Annotated in this window: 12 protein-coding genes; 5 read left to right on the top strand and 7 right to left on the bottom strand. The window is 63.5% G+C overall.

What is annotated here, in order from left to right; translation table 11 throughout:
* Window positions 1-111: 111 nt before the first annotated feature.
* Both rarD and J2Y41_RS01695 read left to right on the top strand, forming a co-directional pair.
* Window positions 112-1,203: an EamA family transporter RarD gene (gene rarD, locus J2Y41_RS01700; RefSeq protein ID WP_309925986.1), complete on the top strand. Its 1,092-nt coding sequence runs from the start codon at window positions 112-114 to the stop codon at window positions 1,201-1,203.
* A 312-nt stretch (window positions 1,204-1,515) separates the two neighbouring features.
* Window positions 1,516-3,957, top strand: a complete 2,442-nt coding sequence (locus tag J2Y41_RS01695; RefSeq protein ID WP_309925623.1) for a polysaccharide lyase 8 family protein — start codon at window positions 1,516-1,518, stop codon at window positions 3,955-3,957.
* A gap of 170 nt (window positions 3,958-4,127) precedes the next feature.
* Here the strand turns inward: J2Y41_RS01695 and gabT are convergent, their stop codons facing one another.
* A complete protein-coding gene (gabT, locus tag J2Y41_RS01690) occupies window positions 4,128-5,483 on the bottom strand; it encodes a 4-aminobutyrate--2-oxoglutarate transaminase (protein ID WP_309925620.1) in 1,356 nt (451 codons plus the stop codon).
* 63 nt (window positions 5,484-5,546) lie between these two features.
* Window positions 5,547-6,977 (bottom strand): gamma-aminobutyraldehyde dehydrogenase, encoded by a 1,431-nt coding sequence (locus J2Y41_RS01685; RefSeq protein ID WP_224088443.1) that lies wholly within the window; start codon window positions 6,975-6,977, stop codon window positions 5,547-5,549.
* 146 nt (window positions 6,978-7,123) lie between these two features.
* On the opposite strand from J2Y41_RS01685, the gene J2Y41_RS01680 reads away from it, so the two are divergent.
* The 3 genes from J2Y41_RS01680 to J2Y41_RS01670 all read left to right on the top strand — a co-directional run bounded on the left by J2Y41_RS01680 (window position 7,124) and on the right by J2Y41_RS01670 (window position 10,603).
* A complete protein-coding gene (locus J2Y41_RS01680) occupies window positions 7,124-8,566 on the top strand; it encodes a PucR family transcriptional regulator (RefSeq protein ID WP_224088444.1) in 1,443 nt (480 codons plus the stop codon).
* Window positions 8,567-8,642: 76 nt separating this feature from the next.
* Window positions 8,643-9,926 (top strand): MFS transporter, encoded by a 1,284-nt coding sequence (locus J2Y41_RS01675; protein WP_309925614.1) that lies wholly within the window; start codon window positions 8,643-8,645, stop codon window positions 9,924-9,926.
* Window positions 9,923-10,603 (top strand): FadR/GntR family transcriptional regulator, encoded by a 681-nt coding sequence (locus J2Y41_RS01670; protein ID WP_309925612.1) that lies wholly within the window; start codon window positions 9,923-9,925, stop codon window positions 10,601-10,603. The genes J2Y41_RS01675 and J2Y41_RS01670 overlap by 4 nt, the downstream gene beginning before the upstream one ends.
* Window positions 10,604-10,662: 59 nt before the next feature.
* Here the strand turns inward: J2Y41_RS01670 and J2Y41_RS01665 are convergent, their stop codons facing one another.
* The 5 genes from J2Y41_RS01665 to J2Y41_RS01645 form a co-directional block, all read right to left on the bottom strand.
* The gene (locus J2Y41_RS01665) at window positions 10,663-12,042 is read right to left on the bottom strand and encodes an MBL fold metallo-hydrolase (protein ID WP_309925610.1); all 1,380 of its coding nucleotides are present in this window, start codon (window positions 12,040-12,042) and stop codon (window positions 10,663-10,665) included.
* A gap of 79 nt (window positions 12,043-12,121) precedes the next feature.
* Window positions 12,122-13,588: an FAD-dependent oxidoreductase gene (locus J2Y41_RS01660; RefSeq protein WP_224165074.1), complete on the bottom strand. Its 1,467-nt coding sequence runs from the start codon at window positions 13,586-13,588 to the stop codon at window positions 12,122-12,124.
* Between the two features lie 20 nt (window positions 13,589-13,608).
* Window positions 13,609-14,886 (bottom strand): uroporphyrinogen-III C-methyltransferase, encoded by a 1,278-nt coding sequence (cobA, locus tag J2Y41_RS01655; RefSeq protein WP_309925607.1) that lies wholly within the window; start codon window positions 14,884-14,886, stop codon window positions 13,609-13,611.
* A 126-nt stretch (window positions 14,887-15,012) separates the two neighbouring features.
* Window positions 15,013-15,924, bottom strand: coding sequence for a glutaminase (locus J2Y41_RS01650; protein ID WP_309925605.1), 912 nt, complete (start codon window positions 15,922-15,924; stop codon window positions 15,013-15,015).
* A 4-nt stretch (window positions 15,925-15,928) separates the two neighbouring features.
* Window positions 15,929-17,545, bottom strand: coding sequence for a CdaR family transcriptional regulator (locus J2Y41_RS01645; RefSeq protein ID WP_224088451.1), 1,617 nt, complete (start codon window positions 17,543-17,545; stop codon window positions 15,929-15,931).
* Between the last annotated feature and the right edge of the window lie 88 nt (window positions 17,546-17,633).

Below are 17,633 nucleotides of genomic sequence, written 5' to 3'. Positions count from 1 at the left end.
CAGTAAGCCACGCCGTCGTTGGGGCGCGCAGATTCCAATTCTAGATGTCCGCCCCGCACCCGGCCTCCTATATGGCAGGAGTCACAAGAAAACAGGCGATTGATGCCAACATTGCGGAATATTGCGCTCCCATTTGGTGTTGGCGACATTGTGTCGACACCCGAGCAGATCACCGCAAACTCGTCCATTTCCAGCCAGCCCGCGACTGTGAGTGCGTCCAGTGAACTTAGCGGCGACACCTCTGGCGGCAGGACCCGCGGAGGAAAGCCTGTCTGGAGCGAGTCGACGGCGGGAATCCTCTTTGGCATTGGTGCTTACAGTCTGTGGGGACTGCTTCCGCTGTACTTCCTCGCGCTTCAACCGGCGGGGGCAATCGAAATCGTTGCCAACCGCGTGGTTTGGTCGCTGCTCTTCTGCGCGTTGCTGATCACGGTCCTGCGGGCGTGGAGGGTCTTCGGCGCCGCCGTCAAGGACCGCTCCGTCTTTGGACCATTGGCCTTGGCAGCTGGATTGATAGCCATCAACTGGTTGACCTATACCTTCGGTGTCACCACAGGGCACGCAGTGGAAACATCCCTTGGATACTTCATCAACCCGTTGGTGTCGGTCCTGCTCGGTGTATTCGTGCTCAAGGAGAAGTTGCGGCCACTCCAATGGGCAGCAGTGGGCATCGGCTTTGTTGCCGTGGGCGTCCTGACCTTTTCCTACGGGCAGCTTCCCTGGATTGCGTTGATCCTGGCCTTCAGCTTCGGTCTCTATGGGTTCGTTAAGAAGCGGGTCGGTCCCAGGGTTGATGCGCTCACCAGCCTCTCCGTTGAAACAGTAGTCCTGGCTCCCGTGGCAGCCGCCACCATGGTTGTCCTGGGCGTAAGCGGCGTGGCAACACTCACCGCCCATGGGCCCGGGCATTTCTGGTTGCTTCTCGCATCGGGCGTCATCACGGCTGTGCCGCTGCTCTTCTTCGGCGCCTCAGCCCGTCGCCTGCCCATGACCACCATCGGTCTGCTCCAATATTTCGCACCGATTCTTCAGTTCATCGTGGCGCTGGCCGTCTTCAACGAGACCATGACCACGGCCCGCTGGATCGGATTCTGCGTGGTGTGGCTCGCCCTGCTGGTGCTCACGGTGGACATGCTGCGCGCCGCCAGGAAGAACTCGTCGATGAAGAAAAAGGCCCGGATCGCGGCCGCTGGGGGCGCCTAGCCCCCTGCGTCGAGCGCTTCCTGCAGCGAGGTCGCCGGAACCGTGCGTGAGAGCCCGGAAACCTCGGGCGGTCTGGACGCGTTCCCGCGTTCTCGGCGTGTGAGCACTTTTGTTCATTTCTGTTGAGGGGTCCACCAAGCGGACATAAGGTTGCGGAAACTTTCGCCGCCACGTCCACCCCCAACTTGCCAATATCCAGAGGCACACCCAAGTACCTGGCATTCACGGGTCTTCCCAGATCGGGAACAACCACAGATGACAGTCACATGGATATGCCCGGCTTTGCTGGCAACAGTTTTGAACGGAGCCGTTTTGACCCTCAATGGACCCACACTGAGCCGTAGGACCCTCTTCCGCGCTGCTGGTGCCGCCGCACTGGCCGGAGCCCTGCTTTCCAGCTCTGCCCCGGCCTTTGCGGAACCGGCACCTGGGCTACAGGAACTCATAGGACGCCGCCGCATGGTCCTCACTGGCGGACAAAGCGCTGCGGGCATCCCGGAGCTTGCTGCCCAGCTGCAGGGAATGGGGAAAACCGCGGAAAATTGGTGGACTTCCCTGGATAAGACAGCCACCCGGACGTCCTTGTGGAATGACGTTCCCCTGACAGGCATTGGACAGTCGACGGCGGCCACAGGCAACATGGGCCTGCACTTCAACCGCCTCTATGACATGGCCTTGGGTTATGCGGTTCCAGGAAATCCTTACGCCGGCAACCCTCAATTGGCCGCGGACATAGTGGCTGGCCTGAAACTCCTGAATGACACCGCCTACAAATCCGGAATGCGGGCAGCGGGCAACTGGTGGTTCTGGGAGATAGGTGTGCCACGCAAAACGGTGGACATCCTCACATTGATGTACGCAGAGGTCCCCGAAGACCTGCGGACGTCATTGCTGGCAGCCGTCCGCTGGTTCGCGCCGAACCCTAATTGGCGTGGACGCGCCACATCCCTTGCAGAGACCGGGGCAAACCGCGTGGACAAGTCCCTGGCCTGCTGCATGCGGGGCATCCTGGACAACAATGTGGACGATATTGCTCTTGGCAGGGACGCCTTGAGTGACACCGTCCGCGGCGGGACCAACAGCGTTTTCACGTACGTAACCAGCGGCGATGGCTTCTACACAGACGGTTCGTTCGTGCAGCACGGTTATCTGCCCTATGCCGGCACCTACGGTGTGGTGGCTCTGGCTGGCATCGCCGAGATCATAGCGATGCTCGGTGGAAGCACGTGGGCAGTCAACGACCCCAAGCGCACAGTGCTCCTGGATGCAGTGGAGGACACCTATGCACCCTTCGTGTGGGACGGCCGCATCATGGACACCATCCGCGGCCGTGCCGTGTCCCGTCAGCGCGAGCCCGACTACGTCAGTGGCTTTGCCCTCATCTCCGCCGTCTTGCTGCTGGCACCCGGCTGCGATGAGCCCTACCGTTCAAGGTTCCTCGCCTTGGCCAAAGGCTGGCTGGAACGCTGTGCCGACCAGAAACTCGTGGGGCATCCAACACAGAGCCTGGCGAAGTCCTTGTTGTCGCTTGGCGTCCTGTCCGATTCCGCAGTGGTTTCAGCACCGGCACCGGTGTATAGCCGGATGTTCGCTGACCAGGACAGGCTGGTCCACCACCGCCCGCAGTGGGGCTGCACTGTAAACCTCTCATCAAAGAGGATCGGCCGCTATGAGTGGGGCAACAGCGAGAACAACCTTGGCTGGTACCAAGGCGACGGCATGACTTTCCTTTACACGCGCCAGGACCCCTCCCAATTCAGCGCGGACTTCTGGCCCACGGTGGACCCGTATGGACTTCCCGGAACCACCGTCAACGATCAAGTGCGGGCTAGCGGAGCAGGCACTGCAGGAACCGGCATCCCACGCGCTTTTCAGGCGTTCGCCGGCGGACTCACCGTGGATGCCCGCTGGGGCGTCATCGGCATGGACCACCTGAACCACAACAAGACACTTTCCGGAAGGAAATCGTGGTTCTTCCTGGATGACGCGGTGGTCTGCCTGGGCGCCGGCATCTCGGGCACTGGTGGGGCTGCGGTACGGACCACCATCGAGAACAGGTCCTTTGCTCCGGGTTCAGTGCCTTCCGTGCGGACGGATTCCCGGAACCGTTCCCTGGATCCCGGGGACGCCGCCGTGACGGTTCAGAGGTCGGTCCACATCGACGGTCATGGCGGCTACGTCTTCCTGGAAGCGCCGGGCGTCTCCGGTTCTACGGAGGTGGCGGTGATCCACCGGACAGGAAGCTGGTTTGACGTCAACTCCGGAGCAGACACGGGAGGATCCCCTGATCCTGTCACCAGGGACTACTTGACCATCACGCATCACCACGGGGTGGATCCTGTGGGAGCTGGCTACGCATATATGGTGTTGCCTGCCGCAAGCCGTGAAGTCACGTTCTCAGAGTCAGCAAACCCCGGCGTGAAAGTGCTGGCCAACTCGGCGGACGTCCACATGGTGAAGGTCGCCAAGGACAACCTGGTGCTGGCCAACTTCTTCGCAGCTGGCGGCGTTGGGGATTACTCGGTCTCAGGGCCTTGCACGCTTGCTCTGCGCGAAACCGGCGACAGGCTGGCCGTGTCCGTGGCAGATCCATCGCGGACGCAGTCCTCCGTGCGGATCACGCTCGCCGGCTCTGCGTGGGGCACCCTTGTGGATTCCGATGCCGGGGTGGCGTTGGTCAGCGCTGATCCCCTGGTCATCGACGTCCAACTCGACGGACACGGCCACCAGAAAAACCTGACGCTGGGCACTTAGGCGGGCTCCGCCGTCGTGCGCTTCCTGCAACGAGGACGCCGAGGACGCGGGAAAGGTGCCAGACCGCCCGGAAACCTCCGGCGAACTCAGCGCTTTCCCGCGAACCCGGCGTTAAACGCACGAGGAGGGCCGGGAAAACCCCGGCCCTCCTGCGTTACAGCGAGAAAATCTTACGCGTTGGCCTTGATGGCTGCAGCGAGGACCTCGAGGCCGTCGAGGAGCAGTTCGTCGCTGATGACCAGCGGCGGAAGGAGGCGGATCACGTTGCCGTAGGTGCCACAGGTCAGGATGATGACGCCTTCCTGGAGGCAAGCAGCGGCTACAGCCTTGGTGAGCTCGGCGTTCGGTTCCTTGGAGCCGGGCTGGACGAGTTCGATCGCCAGCATGGCGCCACGGCCGCGGATGTCGCCAACCACGGAAACTTCTTCGGCCAGTTCGCGGAGCTTGCCCAGGGCGAGCTCTTCGATATGGCGGGCGCGGCCGTTGAGGTCGTGCTGTTCCATGGTGTCGATGGCTGCAAGTGCTGCTGCGCAAGCAACCGGGTTGCCACCGTAGGTGCCGCCGAGGCCGCCCGGGTGTACGGCGTCGAGCAGGTCGGCGCGGCCGGTGATCGCGGACAGCGGGAGGCCGCCGGCGATGCCCTTGGCCATCGTGATGATGTCCGGGACAACACCTTCGTGGTCAACGGCGAACCATTCGCCGGTGCGGCAGAAGCCGGACTGGACCTCGTCGGCGATGAAGACGATGCCCTTTTCCTTGGCCCATGCGGACAGTGCCGGGAGGAAGCCTTCGGCCGGAACGATGAAGCCACCCTCGCCCTGGATGGGCTCGATGATGATCGCGGCAACCTGGTCGCCACCGATCTGCTTCTCGATCATGGTGATGGCGCGCTTGGCGGCCTCGGCACCCGTGATTTCCGGGTTCTCTTCACGGAACGGGTAGCTCATGGGCATGCGGTAGACCTCGGGCGCGAACGGGCCGAAGTTGGTCTTGTACGGCATGGCCTTGGCGGTCAGTGCCATGGTCAGGTTGGTGCGGCCGTGGTAGGCGTGGTCGAAGGCAACCACTGCGTCGCGGCCGGTAGCCAGGCGTGCAACCTTGACGGCGTTCTCCACGGCTTCAGCGCCGGAGTTGAACAGCACGGTGCGCTTGGCGTGGTCGCCCGGGGTGAGTCGGTTGAGCTGCTCGGCCACGGCTACGTAACCCTCGTACGGGGTCACCATGAAGCAGGTGTGCGTGAAGTGCGCAGCAGCTTCCTGGACAGCGGCGACGACGGCGGGATCGGACGCGCCGACGCTGGTCACGGCAATGCCGGAGCCGAGGTCGATGAAGGAGTTGCCGTCGACGTCGCGGATGATGCCGCCGTCGGCGTCTTCAACGTAAACGGGGACGCCGGAAGCGACGCCGGCAGCAACGACGGCGGAGCGACGCTCGGCCAGTGCCTGCGACTTGGGGCCGGGGAAGGCGCCGTTGATGTTGCGCTTCTGCTCGATGCGGTACGAGAGTTCGTTCGCGGTAGTGGTCATGGGGTGATTGCCTTTCTGGGAAGCCAGGGGTGGAGGTTTACGCGACTGCGTTATGCAACCGGGTTATGCATCCAGTGCACTCATTACGTGCTTGATGCGGGTGTAGTCCTCGACCCCGTACATGGAGAGGTCCTTGCCGTAGCCGGACTGCTTGAAGCCGCCGTGGGGCATCTCTGCAGTCAGGAGGATGTGGGTGTTGATCCAGACAGCACCGAAGTCCAGGTCGCGGCTCATGCGCATGGCCGTTCCGTGGTCGGTGGTCCAGACGCTGGACGCCAGGGCGTATTCGACGTCGTTGGCCAACTCGAGCGCTTCGGCTTCCGTGCTGAACTTCTGGACGGTGATGACCGGACCGAAGGTCTCCTTCTGCACGATGTCATCGGTCTGCTTGGCACCGGAGATGATGGTGGGCTCGAAGAAGAAGCCCTTCTCGCCTGCGCGGTGGCCACCGATCTCGATCTTGCAGTTTGCCGGGAGGTGCTCCACCACCGAGGTGACGGCGTTGAAGTGGTTCACGTTGTTCAGCGGGCCGAAGTAGTTCTCTTCGTCGTTCTGCGAACCGGTGTGCAGGGTCTTGGTGTGCTCCACCATTGCTGCCACAACGTCATCGTGGACGGAGTCTTCCACCAGCACGCGGGTGATGGCGGTGCAGTCCTGGCCCGCGTTGAAGAAGGCGAACTCGGCGATGGCCGCCGCGCTCTTCTTGATGTCGGCGTCCTTGAAGACAATGGCCGGAGCCTTGCCGCCAAGCTCCAGGTGGGCACGCTTGAGGCCCTTGGCTGCGCCGCTGGCGACCGCGATTCCGGCGCGGACGGAACCGGTGATGGACACGAGGCCGGGGACCTTGTGGTCAACCATCATGGCGCCGGTTTCGCCGGTGCCGAGCACAACGTTGAGCACGCCGGCGGGGAAGATCTCTCCGGCGAGGCGAGCCAGGACCAAGGTGGATTCCGGGGTGGTGTCCGAGGGCTTGAGGACAACGGTGTTGCCGGCTGCAAGGGCGGGACCGATCTTCCAGATAGCCATCAGGAACGGGTAGTTCCACGGGGCAACCTGGGCTACGACGCCGATCGGTTCGCGGCGAACGTAGGAGGTGTGGCCCTCAAAGTACTCCCCTGCGGACTTGCCTTCCATGATGCGTGCTGCACCGGCGAAGAAGCGGAGCTGGTCTGCGCCGGCGGCAACTTCCTCGGAAGCGATCAGGGACCGGACCTGGCCGGTGTTGCGGTGCTGGGCGTCAACGAGTTCCTCGCTGTTGGCCTCCACGGCGTCGGCGAGCTTGAGCAGCATGAGCTGGCGCTGGCCCGGCGTAACGTGCTTCCACGTCTTGAAGGCTTCGCTGGCCGCGGTCATGGCGGCGTCAACATCGGCCTGCACCGAAATCGGCGACTTGGCAACGATCTCCCCGTTGGTAGGGTTCACGATGTCCAGGAGACCCGTACCTGCCGGCGTAACGAATTCGCCGTTGATGAAGTTCTGCAAGGTTTGAACCACGGTGTGCAACCCTCTTTCGGTGTCTGGGGCATGGGTTTTAGCTGATCAGAGCCTATGCCAGCGAAGGGGTCCAAGGAATAGTCAGCTGCACACACCGGCATACCCTCCTTAGTGCGCTTGACCAGCGCCGGGTTACGCTTGTAACCATGGCAATGTCCCTCTCTTCGCTCGTCGCTGTCCCATCCTTGAAGCTCCGTAAAACAGGCAGCGCCGAAACAACCTGGAACCAGGACATCAGTTGGGTTGCCGTGACGGAGCTGGAGGATCCACAACGCTTCCTCAGCGGCGGGGAATTGGTTCTCACGACGGGCCTGCGCCTGAAGAGCGCCGCCGACCAACGCCGATTCGTCCGGCAGGTCCAGCGCGCAGGTGCAGTGGGCATCGGCTTCGGCATCGGCCTCACCCACGAAGCCGTTCCGGAGGCGCTCATCGCCGAAGCGAACCGCTGGGGTTTGCCCTTGGTTGAAGTGCCTTACGAGATTCCCTTCATCGCGATCGGAAAGCTCGTGGCCGAGTCGCATTCAGCTGACCACTACTCAAACCTGGAACGGCTCCTGGCCGGACACCAGATCCTGGCCCGGTCGCTCCTCACCGGCGGCGGCCTGGGCGAGCTCCTGAAGCAGTTGGGCAGCATGCTGCGCACTGATGTTGTGCTCACCCAGTTCAGCGCGCAGCTCTACAACAGCGTTCCCGGAAAACCGGCCCCGACGGCGGATGGCTGGGCTTCGTACCCGATTCCCACCGGCCGCAGGGATGCCTGCACGTTGTGGTTGCGCCAGCCGTTCGTGGACTCGGGGATTGTGAGCTACGCGCAGAACCTCATCAGTGTCGAGCTGAACAACATGGTCAAGCAGCGCCAGGCCCAGCGCGCCATGGCAGGGCAGGTCCTGGACGACGTCATCCACGGCACCTTGGAAACCATTGAGGCCGCCCGCCGTTTGGCAGGCGTTGGAATCAACAGCACCCGGAAGAACGTGGTGCTAGTGGCGGAGTCCACGGCACACCACAAGCAACTGGTGAGCATCTCGCTGCCCCAGGCGCTGGAAGCGGGCGTTAGCGCCGTCGTCGGGAAGGATCTTGTCACTGTCGTCACCGACGACGGCAGCTCCGCGACAGCCTTGGCCAAGAGCCTGAGCGACCACCTGCAGGAGGCCGGGATCCATGCTGTGATCGGAATCGGCGGCGCCTATACGAAGCCGAACGGCCTGCGCTGGAGCTACTTTGAAGCGCGCGACGCCGTGGCGCACGGCTTGCCCGTCAACGAGCCCGAACGGCTGAGCCTGACCTCCCTCCTGCTGGCAAGCGAGGATGTTCCGTTGGCCGACATGGCCAGCGAGTCGCTCACTCCGCTGAGGAAGTTCGACGCCGCCCACGGCGCCGAACTCGTAGCCACGCTGGAAAGCTACCTGAACCACAACGGGTCCGTCGCCGCGGTCGCCGAAGCCCTGACGCTGCACCGCAATACCGTCCGGTACCGGCTGGCCCAGATCACTGAACTGACCGGCTATGACCCGTCACAGACGCAGGATCGCGTGCAGCTTTGGCTTGCGCTGGCCGTCCAGCGGCTGGGCTCACGGAACCCCCGGTAAGCGCCTATACCCGGACCGCCGGAGAGATTCGCCACAAAAGTGTAGACATTAAACGTCAAACGTCTAACCTTTAGGTATGGCTGCGACGACCCCTCTTACCCCCACGACAGGAAACATCCCTACGATTGCCCCCACCAACGTGGCAACAGCCCACACGGTCAAGGCAGTCCCCAAGGCGCGCGTCGTCGCCGTCGTCGGCATCATTGCCGTGGTGCTCATCGGGCTGAACCTGCGCGCCGGAATCACCAGCGCAGCGGCGCTCTTCCATGAGCTGCAGCAAGTGTTGGGCTACGGCGCTTTGGTGGCCTCAATCCTGCCCTCGATTCCGCTGCTGTGCTTCGCGGTTGCAGGGCTTGGAACCTCGTGGCTGACCCGCCGCGTGGGTGTTGAGAAGGCTATCGCCATCGCCCTGGCCTTGCTGGCAGGGGGCTTGCTGGTTCGCGGCGTGCCGGCCACCGGCGCCCTGCTCGGCGGTACGGTTCTGGCGATGTCCGGCCTTGCCGTCTGCAACGTGGCCATGCCGTCGTTCATCCGCGAGCACTACGCCGACCGCACGTCCATGATGACCGGCCTTTACACCTTCACGATGTCCGGCGGCGCCACCTTCGCAGCCGCCGTGAGTGTTCCCTTGGCGCAGCAGCTGGGTTCGCCGTCGATGGGGCTTGCCGCCTGGGGAATCCTGGGGGTCGCGGCGCTGCTCGGATTCCTGCCGGTGGTCCTGCACTCGCACCGGAATTCCACCAAGACGGACCGTCCGCGCGTATCCATGTGGCCCCTGCTCCGCACCCGTCTGGGCATCCTGATCACGGCCATCTTCACCTTCCAGGCCTTCCTCGCGTACGCCGTGATGAGCTGGTTCGCCTACATCCTCACGTCCCAGGGCCTCAGTGCCTCTGAAAGCGGTCTGCAGTTCGGCGTCATGCAGCTGGTCTCCGTGGCCGCCGGCATGATCCTGCTTGCTTTCGGTTCCAGGCCCGGAATGCTGCGGCCTGCCCTCTACCTCGCAAGCAGCTCCACGCTGGTTGCCATTGCCGCCATGATCTGGTTGCCCACTTCCCTCGCGGTGGTCTCCGCAGTGCTCTTCGGCTTCGGGTTGGGCATCTTCCCGCTGGTCCTGTTAATCATCAGCCGCAGCGGACGGTCGACGGCGGAAACCACCGCGCTCTCCACGATCGCCCAATCGCTGGGATACTTGATTGCGGCAATTGGCCCCTTTGGCATGGGGCTGCTCCACAGCGCTACGGGCGGCTGGGCGCTGCCCTTGAGCTTGCTGTCCATCGTGGCGGTGGCGCTCATGGTTACCTGCCACATGCTCACGAGCAAGCGCACTGCCACCAAGACCGGACCGAGGACAGCATGACCCTTACCCCTTCGCATCGCCCGGCCCTTGCCGAGGAGATCACCGCCAAGCTGCGGGACATGATCAAATCAGGCGAATGGCCGCTCCAGAAACGCATCCCGGCTGAGCCTGAACTCATGGCAAGCCTGGGCGTTTCGCGGGGAACCCTCCGCGAGGCCATCAAGGCATTGGCGCACTCGGGCATGCTCGAAGTCCGCCGCGGTGACGGCACGTACGTGCGTGCCAACAGTGAAATGTCCGGCGCGGCCCAGCGCATGTACCTGGAGCACACGCAGGAACACATCGTGGAGGTCCGGCTCGGCCTGGACACCCAGGCGGCCCGCCTTGCCACCAAGCATGCAACGGTGGACGACATCGCCGAGATGCGCCGCCTGCTCGCCCTGCGTCATGACGCCTGGCAGTCAGAGGACTACCCCACGTGGGCCCGCGCAGATTGGGAATTCCATGAACGTGTTGCCCTGGCATCCGGTAATCCGCTGTTGCATCAGCTCTATGTCTCCTTTGGCGGGGTCTTCCACAACGACCTCCTCCGGCAGCAACGCAAGGAAGGCTTCAACGGCATCCCCCGCGAAGGCCACGACGAACTGGTGGACGCGTTGGAAGCACACGATCCCGATGCCGCTGTCCAGAGCGTCTACCGGAACCTGGATTTCTGCGCAGACAAAACCCCTCATTAGCCCGTTGCCGGCCCGCTTGTCCGTTGTTGCCCAACGACGAAATAGCGGGCTCGCAACGTCTATGGCACAGTCTCGATTCCCACTCCGGGAACGTCCCTGAACCGCGCGTCGATCAGCACCACCTCACGCCCCGCCCGATCCAGGAGACTCGCTGCGACACTCGCCCGGTATCCCGTGGCACAGTGCACCCAGATCCTGACGTCCGGCACCTCAGGGGTCCTGCTGATCAACTCGTAAACCGGAATGTTCAGCGCTCCCTTGACATGCGACGCCGCGAATTCATCCGGGCGGCGAACATCCAGGACCACGTCCTCCGGTGCCCTGTCCTTGGCGAGACCGGCCCAGTCCGAGTGCGGATACGACGCCCGTGGATGCCCAGGCGCCAGCGCAGCAACGTCCAGGGGCATGGCGCCAGGCCCGACGGCGGCATCCGGACCATCGATGCCAATCCTCGCCAAATCGCGGATCGCCTTCTCCACCTCATCCAACGGGCCCAGCAAGGTAAGAGGTTGATTCCACGGGATCACCCACCCGAGGTAGCTGGTGAAGTTGTCGCCGCGCCCGTATTCGAAGCTCACGCTCCCTTGGAGATGGCTGTCCGCGAAGGCCACTCTGTGACGCAGATCCACCACCCACTCCCCTGACTCCAGGCGCCGGCCCAGCTCTGCGGCGTCCACGGAATCAGGCACCTGCAGGTTCGCTGCACCGGGGCCTGCGGCGTTGAGGGGGCTCATGTGCGCGTAGTAGGCCGGATAGGCTGTGATGTTCTCCAACAACTCGGCCACAAAATGGTCCTCGTCCGGATCAGTCAGGGCGTGGTTGGCGGCGGCTTGTTCGCCAATGGTTGAGGCCTTGACCTTGCTCGAGGGCCCCACGGAGCAGAAGGATCCGAAGCCGTGTGTTGGATACAACGCGGCACCCTGCGATGCCGAGGAAACAAGGCGCCGGACCGAGGAGTACTGATCGTGGGCCAACTTAGCTGTGTCATCGGGCGAGACCAGGTCCGTTCTCCCGACTGAACCGTAGAGCAAGCTGCCGCCGGAAAACACAGCGTCAGTGCCGCCGTCGTGCGTGTCATCCCGCACCACGTACGAGAGGTGCGTGTGCGTGTGTCCAGGCGTTGCGAGCACCTTCACGAGTAGGTGTCCCACACTGATGACTTGACCGTCGGTGACCGGGACGCGATCAAACGCAACGTGGTCGGCGGCGTTGACGAGGTACTGGGCGCCATGTTTTTCAGCCAAAACCAGGCCGCCGGTGACGTAGTCGTTGTGCAGATGGGTTTCGGCCACATGCGTGATCCGGACGCCAGCGGCACGCGCGGCTGCCTCAACGCGGTCGGTGTCCCGCTGCGGATCAATGACCAGAGCAACTTTGCCGTCATGCACCAGGTAACTCCGGTCCCCCAATGCCGTGGTTTCGATGACTACGACGTCCATACCTCAGGTTAAAGCAACGCGGGGTCACTTACAGCCCATCCGAAGACCCGGAATGGGCTGTAAGTGACCCCGCGTTGGTTTAGACCTGTGCGGATACTCCGTCGCGGGAGATGTTGACCATGTCCTCGCGCGGCACAACCTTGATGCGCTCACGGGTGACCTCAACACCGTGGGAGCCGCCGGCCTCGGTGGCTGCTGCGCCGAGCGCGAGCTCGTGGGCGTCCAGAGCCAGCCAGCCTTCCCAGCTGGTGAACTGCACGCCGCGGGCGTCGAGCAAATCCACGACGGCGTCTGCCGCAGGAACCTCGGCGAACGGCAGGTTTTCGCGGTCCTCCAAGAGGTACGTCACCGTTTCAAGGGCATCACCCTTGGTGTGGCCGATGAGGCCCACCGGACCACGCTTGATCCAACCGGTCGCATAGAGGCCCGGCACGTGCTGACCGTCGGCGTCAAGGACGCGGCCGCCGTCGTTGGTCACGACGCCCTTCTTGTGGTCGAACTCGACGTCCGGCAGGGCCGAACCGAAGTAGCCGATGGCGCGGTACACGGCCTGGACCGGGTAGTCGACGAACTCGCCGGTGCCGCGGGCGTTGCCCGTGCCGTCCAGCTCGGTGCGCTCGAACTTGATGCCGGCAACCTTGCCCGGGGTTTCCGGGGAGTCAACGATCTCGACCGGGCTGTGCAGGAAGTGCAGGTGCAGGCGGCGGGAGGCCTTGAGCTCGGAGAGGTCCTCCGGCTGCTCGGCGATCCAGTTGGTGAGCGTGCCAACCATGGTCTTGGTCTGGTTGTTCGTCTGGACCTGGCGGTCGGACTCTTCGTCGAATTCGAAGTCCTCGGCGTAGAGGATGATGTCTACGTCCTTGGAGTGCGAGAGTTCGCGGAGTTCCAGCGGGGTGAACTTCACCTGCGCCGGGCCACGGCGGCCGAAGACGTGGACGTCTGTGACCGGGGAATTCTTCAGGCCGGCATAGACGTTGTCCGGGATTTCGGTGACCAGCAGGTCATCGGCGTGCTTGGAGAGGACGCGGGCCACGTCAAGGGCTACGTTGCCGTTGCCGAGGACGGCGATTTCCTTGGCATCCAGCGGCCATTCGCGGGGAACGTCCGGGTGTCCGTCGTACCACGAGACGAAGTCGGCGCCGCCGAAGGAACCCTCAAGCTCGATGCCCGGTATGTTCAGGTCCGCGTCCTTGATGGCGCCCGTGGCGAAGATGACGGCGTCGTAGTGCTTGCGCAGGTCCTCGATGGAGATGTCCGTGCCGTAGTCAACGTTGCCGAAGAAGCGGATGTCGCCGCGGTCCAGGACCTTGTGCAGGGCGTTGACGATGCCCTTGATGCGGGGGTGGTCCGGAGCGACGCCGTAGCGGATCAGGCCATACGGTGCCGGGTAGCGGTCAAAGAGGTCGATGCTGACGTTGAGTTCGCCACTCTTGACGGCCTCGCTCTTGGTCAGGATGTCTGCTGCGTACACGCCGGCAGGGCCGGAGCCGATCACGGCGACGCGAAGCGGACGGTCCGCAGAACCTACGGGGGTGCTAATTGACACGGCTGTGTTCCTTCTTCTTCTCAGTTGGTGCGGACGCGGGGTCGGTTGGGAGTAATCGTGCTGTAATCAGCGGTCTTGAAATGCTGTGGGGCGAAGGGGCTGACACGGACAACATCGCCGATCACGATCACCGCGGGATTGGCCACGCCGACGGCCTCAGCCTGGTCCGCGATGGATCCCAACGTGCCGATGGTGACGCGCTGATCCGGCAAATACCCGTTCTCAACGATACCTACTGGAGTGTCCGAAGGCAGACCCGAACCAGCCAGGGCAGCCGCGGACTCGCGCAATTGGGCCACTCCCATGAGCAAAACCACAGTGTGGTCCGGCCGTGCAGGGACTTCGGAAAGTTCTTCGTGGCCGGTCACGACGCTGAAACCCTTGGCCAGGCCGCGATGCGTGACGGGAATACCAGCGGCGGCGGGAACCGAAATCGCCGACGTCACGCCGGACACCACTTCAACCTCGACGCCGTTCTGCCGGCAGAACTCTGCTTCCTCGCCACCGCGACCCAGGACATAGGGGTCGCCACCTTTGAGGCGGACCACGCGGTTGCCCTTGAGGGCTTCGTCAACCAGGATGCGGTTGATCTCAAGCTGCGGCACCGGGTGATGGCCCGGCGTCTTGCCGACCTCGATCACGCGGACGTCCGGAGCCAGTTCCTTGAGCAGCTCACGCGGGCCAAGACGGTCTGTAACCACGACGTCGGCCTGGCCGAGCAAGCGTCGACCGCGGACTGTGATGAGTCCCGAGTCGCCAGGACCGCCGCCAACGAGTGCTACAGGACCAGCAGGCGCTTTGCCAGCGGCGTCCGGCTTGCGGTGACGACGCAGCGGCAGGTCTCCGGTTTCCAAGGCAGTGGCAACAGCATCGCGGAGCGCCATGGCGCGGCGCGGGTCTCCCCCGGCATTGATGGCGATCTTGACGTCATCCACCACGGCCACGGCGGGCGTCCAGGCAGCTGATGATTCGTGGTCCGAGGCGTTGACGCACCAGATGCGCTGCGCTTCGGCGTCGGCTGCTACCTGGGTGTCCACAGCAGCAGTGCCCGTGGCGGTCTGAACGAACCAAACGCCGTCGAGGTCCGACGTGCGGTACTCGCGCGGCTCCCAGATGAGGAGTCCGGCGTTGGCGAGGCCGCGGAGGTTTTCGGAGGCAACGGGAGCGACAACGGTAACTTTCGCACCGGCGTCGAGCAGTCCCTTGGCACGGCGCTCCGCGACGGGCCCGCCGCCCACAACCAGCACCGGGCGGCCGAGCAGCCGCAGTGCCGTGGGGTAAATGTCCTGTATTGCCATAAAAAAACTGTAGGGCGGGCCCGTAATATGCTTCAAAGGCTCGGAAACAACCGGTAACGCTGGGTAATCCAGCGTCACATACGCTTCATCCCTTGTTTCCTTGGCAAACGTCCGGAAACCGTGCCGCTAAAAAACAGACCAGCCCGTGCGCGTCGTGAATTCGTCCAAGGCTGCAACCCCTGCCACCGAGTTGCCGGACCGCCCCAAGCCCGGGCTCCACACGCTGACGGCGCACTTGTTGGGCACCACTGCCACGATTCCGCCCCCAACGCCGCTCTTCCCCGGAAGGCCAACGCGGTAAGCGAATTCGCCGGCGGCGTCGTAGGTCCCGCAGGTGAGCATGACTGCATTGATCCGCTTGGTCTGCGCTGGGGACAGCAATCGTGTGCCGTCTGCTCCAACACCATTGGCGGCCAGGAACCGGGTTGCGAGCGCCAGGTCTTCGCAGGTCATGGCCAGGGCACACTGCTCCACGTAGGACTCGAGGACGGCTTCCACGGGGTTCTCCAGGTTGCCGCAGCTGGCAAGGAAGTGGGCCAGTGAGGCGTTGCGGTGGCTGTTGCGGAGTTCCGAGGCCGCTACGTAGTGGTCCGCGTCCACGGTGGAGTTGCCGGTTTCGCGGCGCATCAGGTCGCGGACAGCCAGGGCAGCGCTTCCCGTGACGCTGAGGAGCCGGTCACTGACGACGATCGCGCCGGCGTTGATGAAGGGGTTCCGGGGAATCCCTTCCTCGCTCTCCAACTGGATCAACGAGTTGAACGGGTTGCCCGAAGGTTCACGGAAGACGCGCTTCCAGATGCCATCGCCGTCGAAGGCTAACACCAAGGCGAGGGCGAACACCTTGGAAATGCTTTGGATGGAGAAGGGCACATGCGCGTCCCCTGAAGAGTAGACGTCACCGTCCCGGGTTGCGATGGAGATGCCGAACTGGTGGGGGTCTACTGCTCCCAGCTGCGGAATGTAGTCGGCAACGTTGCCTTGCCCGACGTGCGGCTGTACTGCCCCGACGATGTCGTCGAGGAGATTCTGGATGTCCAAGGTTCTAGCTCCTGGCCTCTGCGTAGGTCCAAAGTCGTATCTGGAGATGGGCAAGCAATCGTTCGTCCGCGGACTGCAGGTCCAGGCCGGCCTCTTCGCAAGCGCGTCGGAGCCGGTAGTGGACGGTGTTGCGGTGGATGGCCAGTTCCTCCGCGCAGCGGTTCACATCGCCAAAGAATTCGAGGTATGTGAGCAGTGTCAAAGCGAACTCCGGGTATCGGTCGCAGAGCTTCGCTATGCCTTGGTGCCGCAGCCCTTTCCGGGTTTCCAGCAGATCCAGCAATTCGTTGGTGAGGACCGTGGTTTCCACATCCCGGTAGGAAGCAACACGGATGGACGGGGTGCTCTGCAACACCTTGAGGACACTGCGGACGTGGTCAAGCGTGGCGTACAGGGCGTCCAGCCGCGGAACAATCGGGCCCACGGCGGCCTGGACCTGGAAATGAAGGTGGGTGGTGGCGTCGCGCACAATCGTGTTGACCAGCCGGTTGATGGCGGGCAGTGACTTTACCGGGTCCAGATCCGGCAGGATGATCGCCGTTTCCGTGCCCAAGGCCCCCACCACTGCTCCCGGACGGTACGCCGCCGCATGGATGGATGCGAGGTTGGAGAGTTCACCCCTTCTGAGCTGTTGCCCCGGGGCGCTCTGGTCCAGCCCGCCCGCCGAAATCAGCACCAAGGCGGCCGGTTTGGAGGGGTCTATTCCTGCGGACTGGGCCTGCGAGTGAACCTGCGCCGTTCCGCTGAGCAGGCTGGACACCCTGTCTTCGCGCATCGACTGGGATTGCTGGTTCCGGTGGCGCACCAGTTCAATCGCGGCATGCCGGGCAGCACCGATCATCAGCCTGTCAGTGTTCGGCGCCAACGGCTCGGCACCTTCCTGCAGCCAGATGTAGCCCATCACCCGGCTTCCCGCATGGATGCCAATGGCCACGCGTTCCCGAAGGCCGGCATCAGGGTTGGCCTCCACATGGACGGGTTCTTCTGTGGCCTGAAGATGCTTGTAGACGCCTGATTCCTTGAGGAGTTTCTGGTACCGCTCCGGTCCGCGCCGCGCAAGGATGGACAGGCGCCGGAGTTCGTCAACATCGTTGGATGCCGGCGAGTAGGCAAGGACCCTGTTTCCCGGATCCTCGATGACTACATGGCCGTTGGTCAGGGTTGCGGTCGTTTGGGCGATGGCGAACAAGTCCCTGTGCACGGTGGTGGGGTTATCCCCGGACACACCGCGTTCCCGGATACGGTCCACAGCGACGCTTTCAAACTTGTCCCAGCGGAGGCCGGGAGCTACGGCTACCAATCCAATGCCGGTGGATTGCAGCAGTTCCGCCACGGCTTCGAGTTCACGTTCGTTTCCCTTAACGGCGACGGCCGTGGGCCTGCCGCTGATGATCCTACGGATTGCCGGCAGCGCCACACGTCCACGGGCACCGATGAGCATCACCAAGGACCCGGGACGGGTGGCATCCTCGTCTTCTGCATCCACAATGACCGTTTCACGAACTGTCAGGTTGTCCGCGTCCGGGGCAAGCAATAACCGTGCGTTGTCCACGCCCAGGTCTTCAAGTACATCGCTCAGCAAGGTGACGACTCCGTCGTCGTCAATGTCCAGGGCCTTCAACGAAGCTATCGCTTCCTCTCGTATTCAATTCGGGTCAACCGGACATCCTTCGCCATTGAAGAAGTCCTGCCCATGCTCCTGCGCAATC

Source organism: Arthrobacter sp. 1088 (assembly GCF_031455315.1).
Lineage (GTDB): Bacteria > Actinomycetota > Actinomycetes > Actinomycetales > Micrococcaceae > Arthrobacter.
This window is presented reverse-complemented; position numbering and strand designations above follow the sequence as displayed.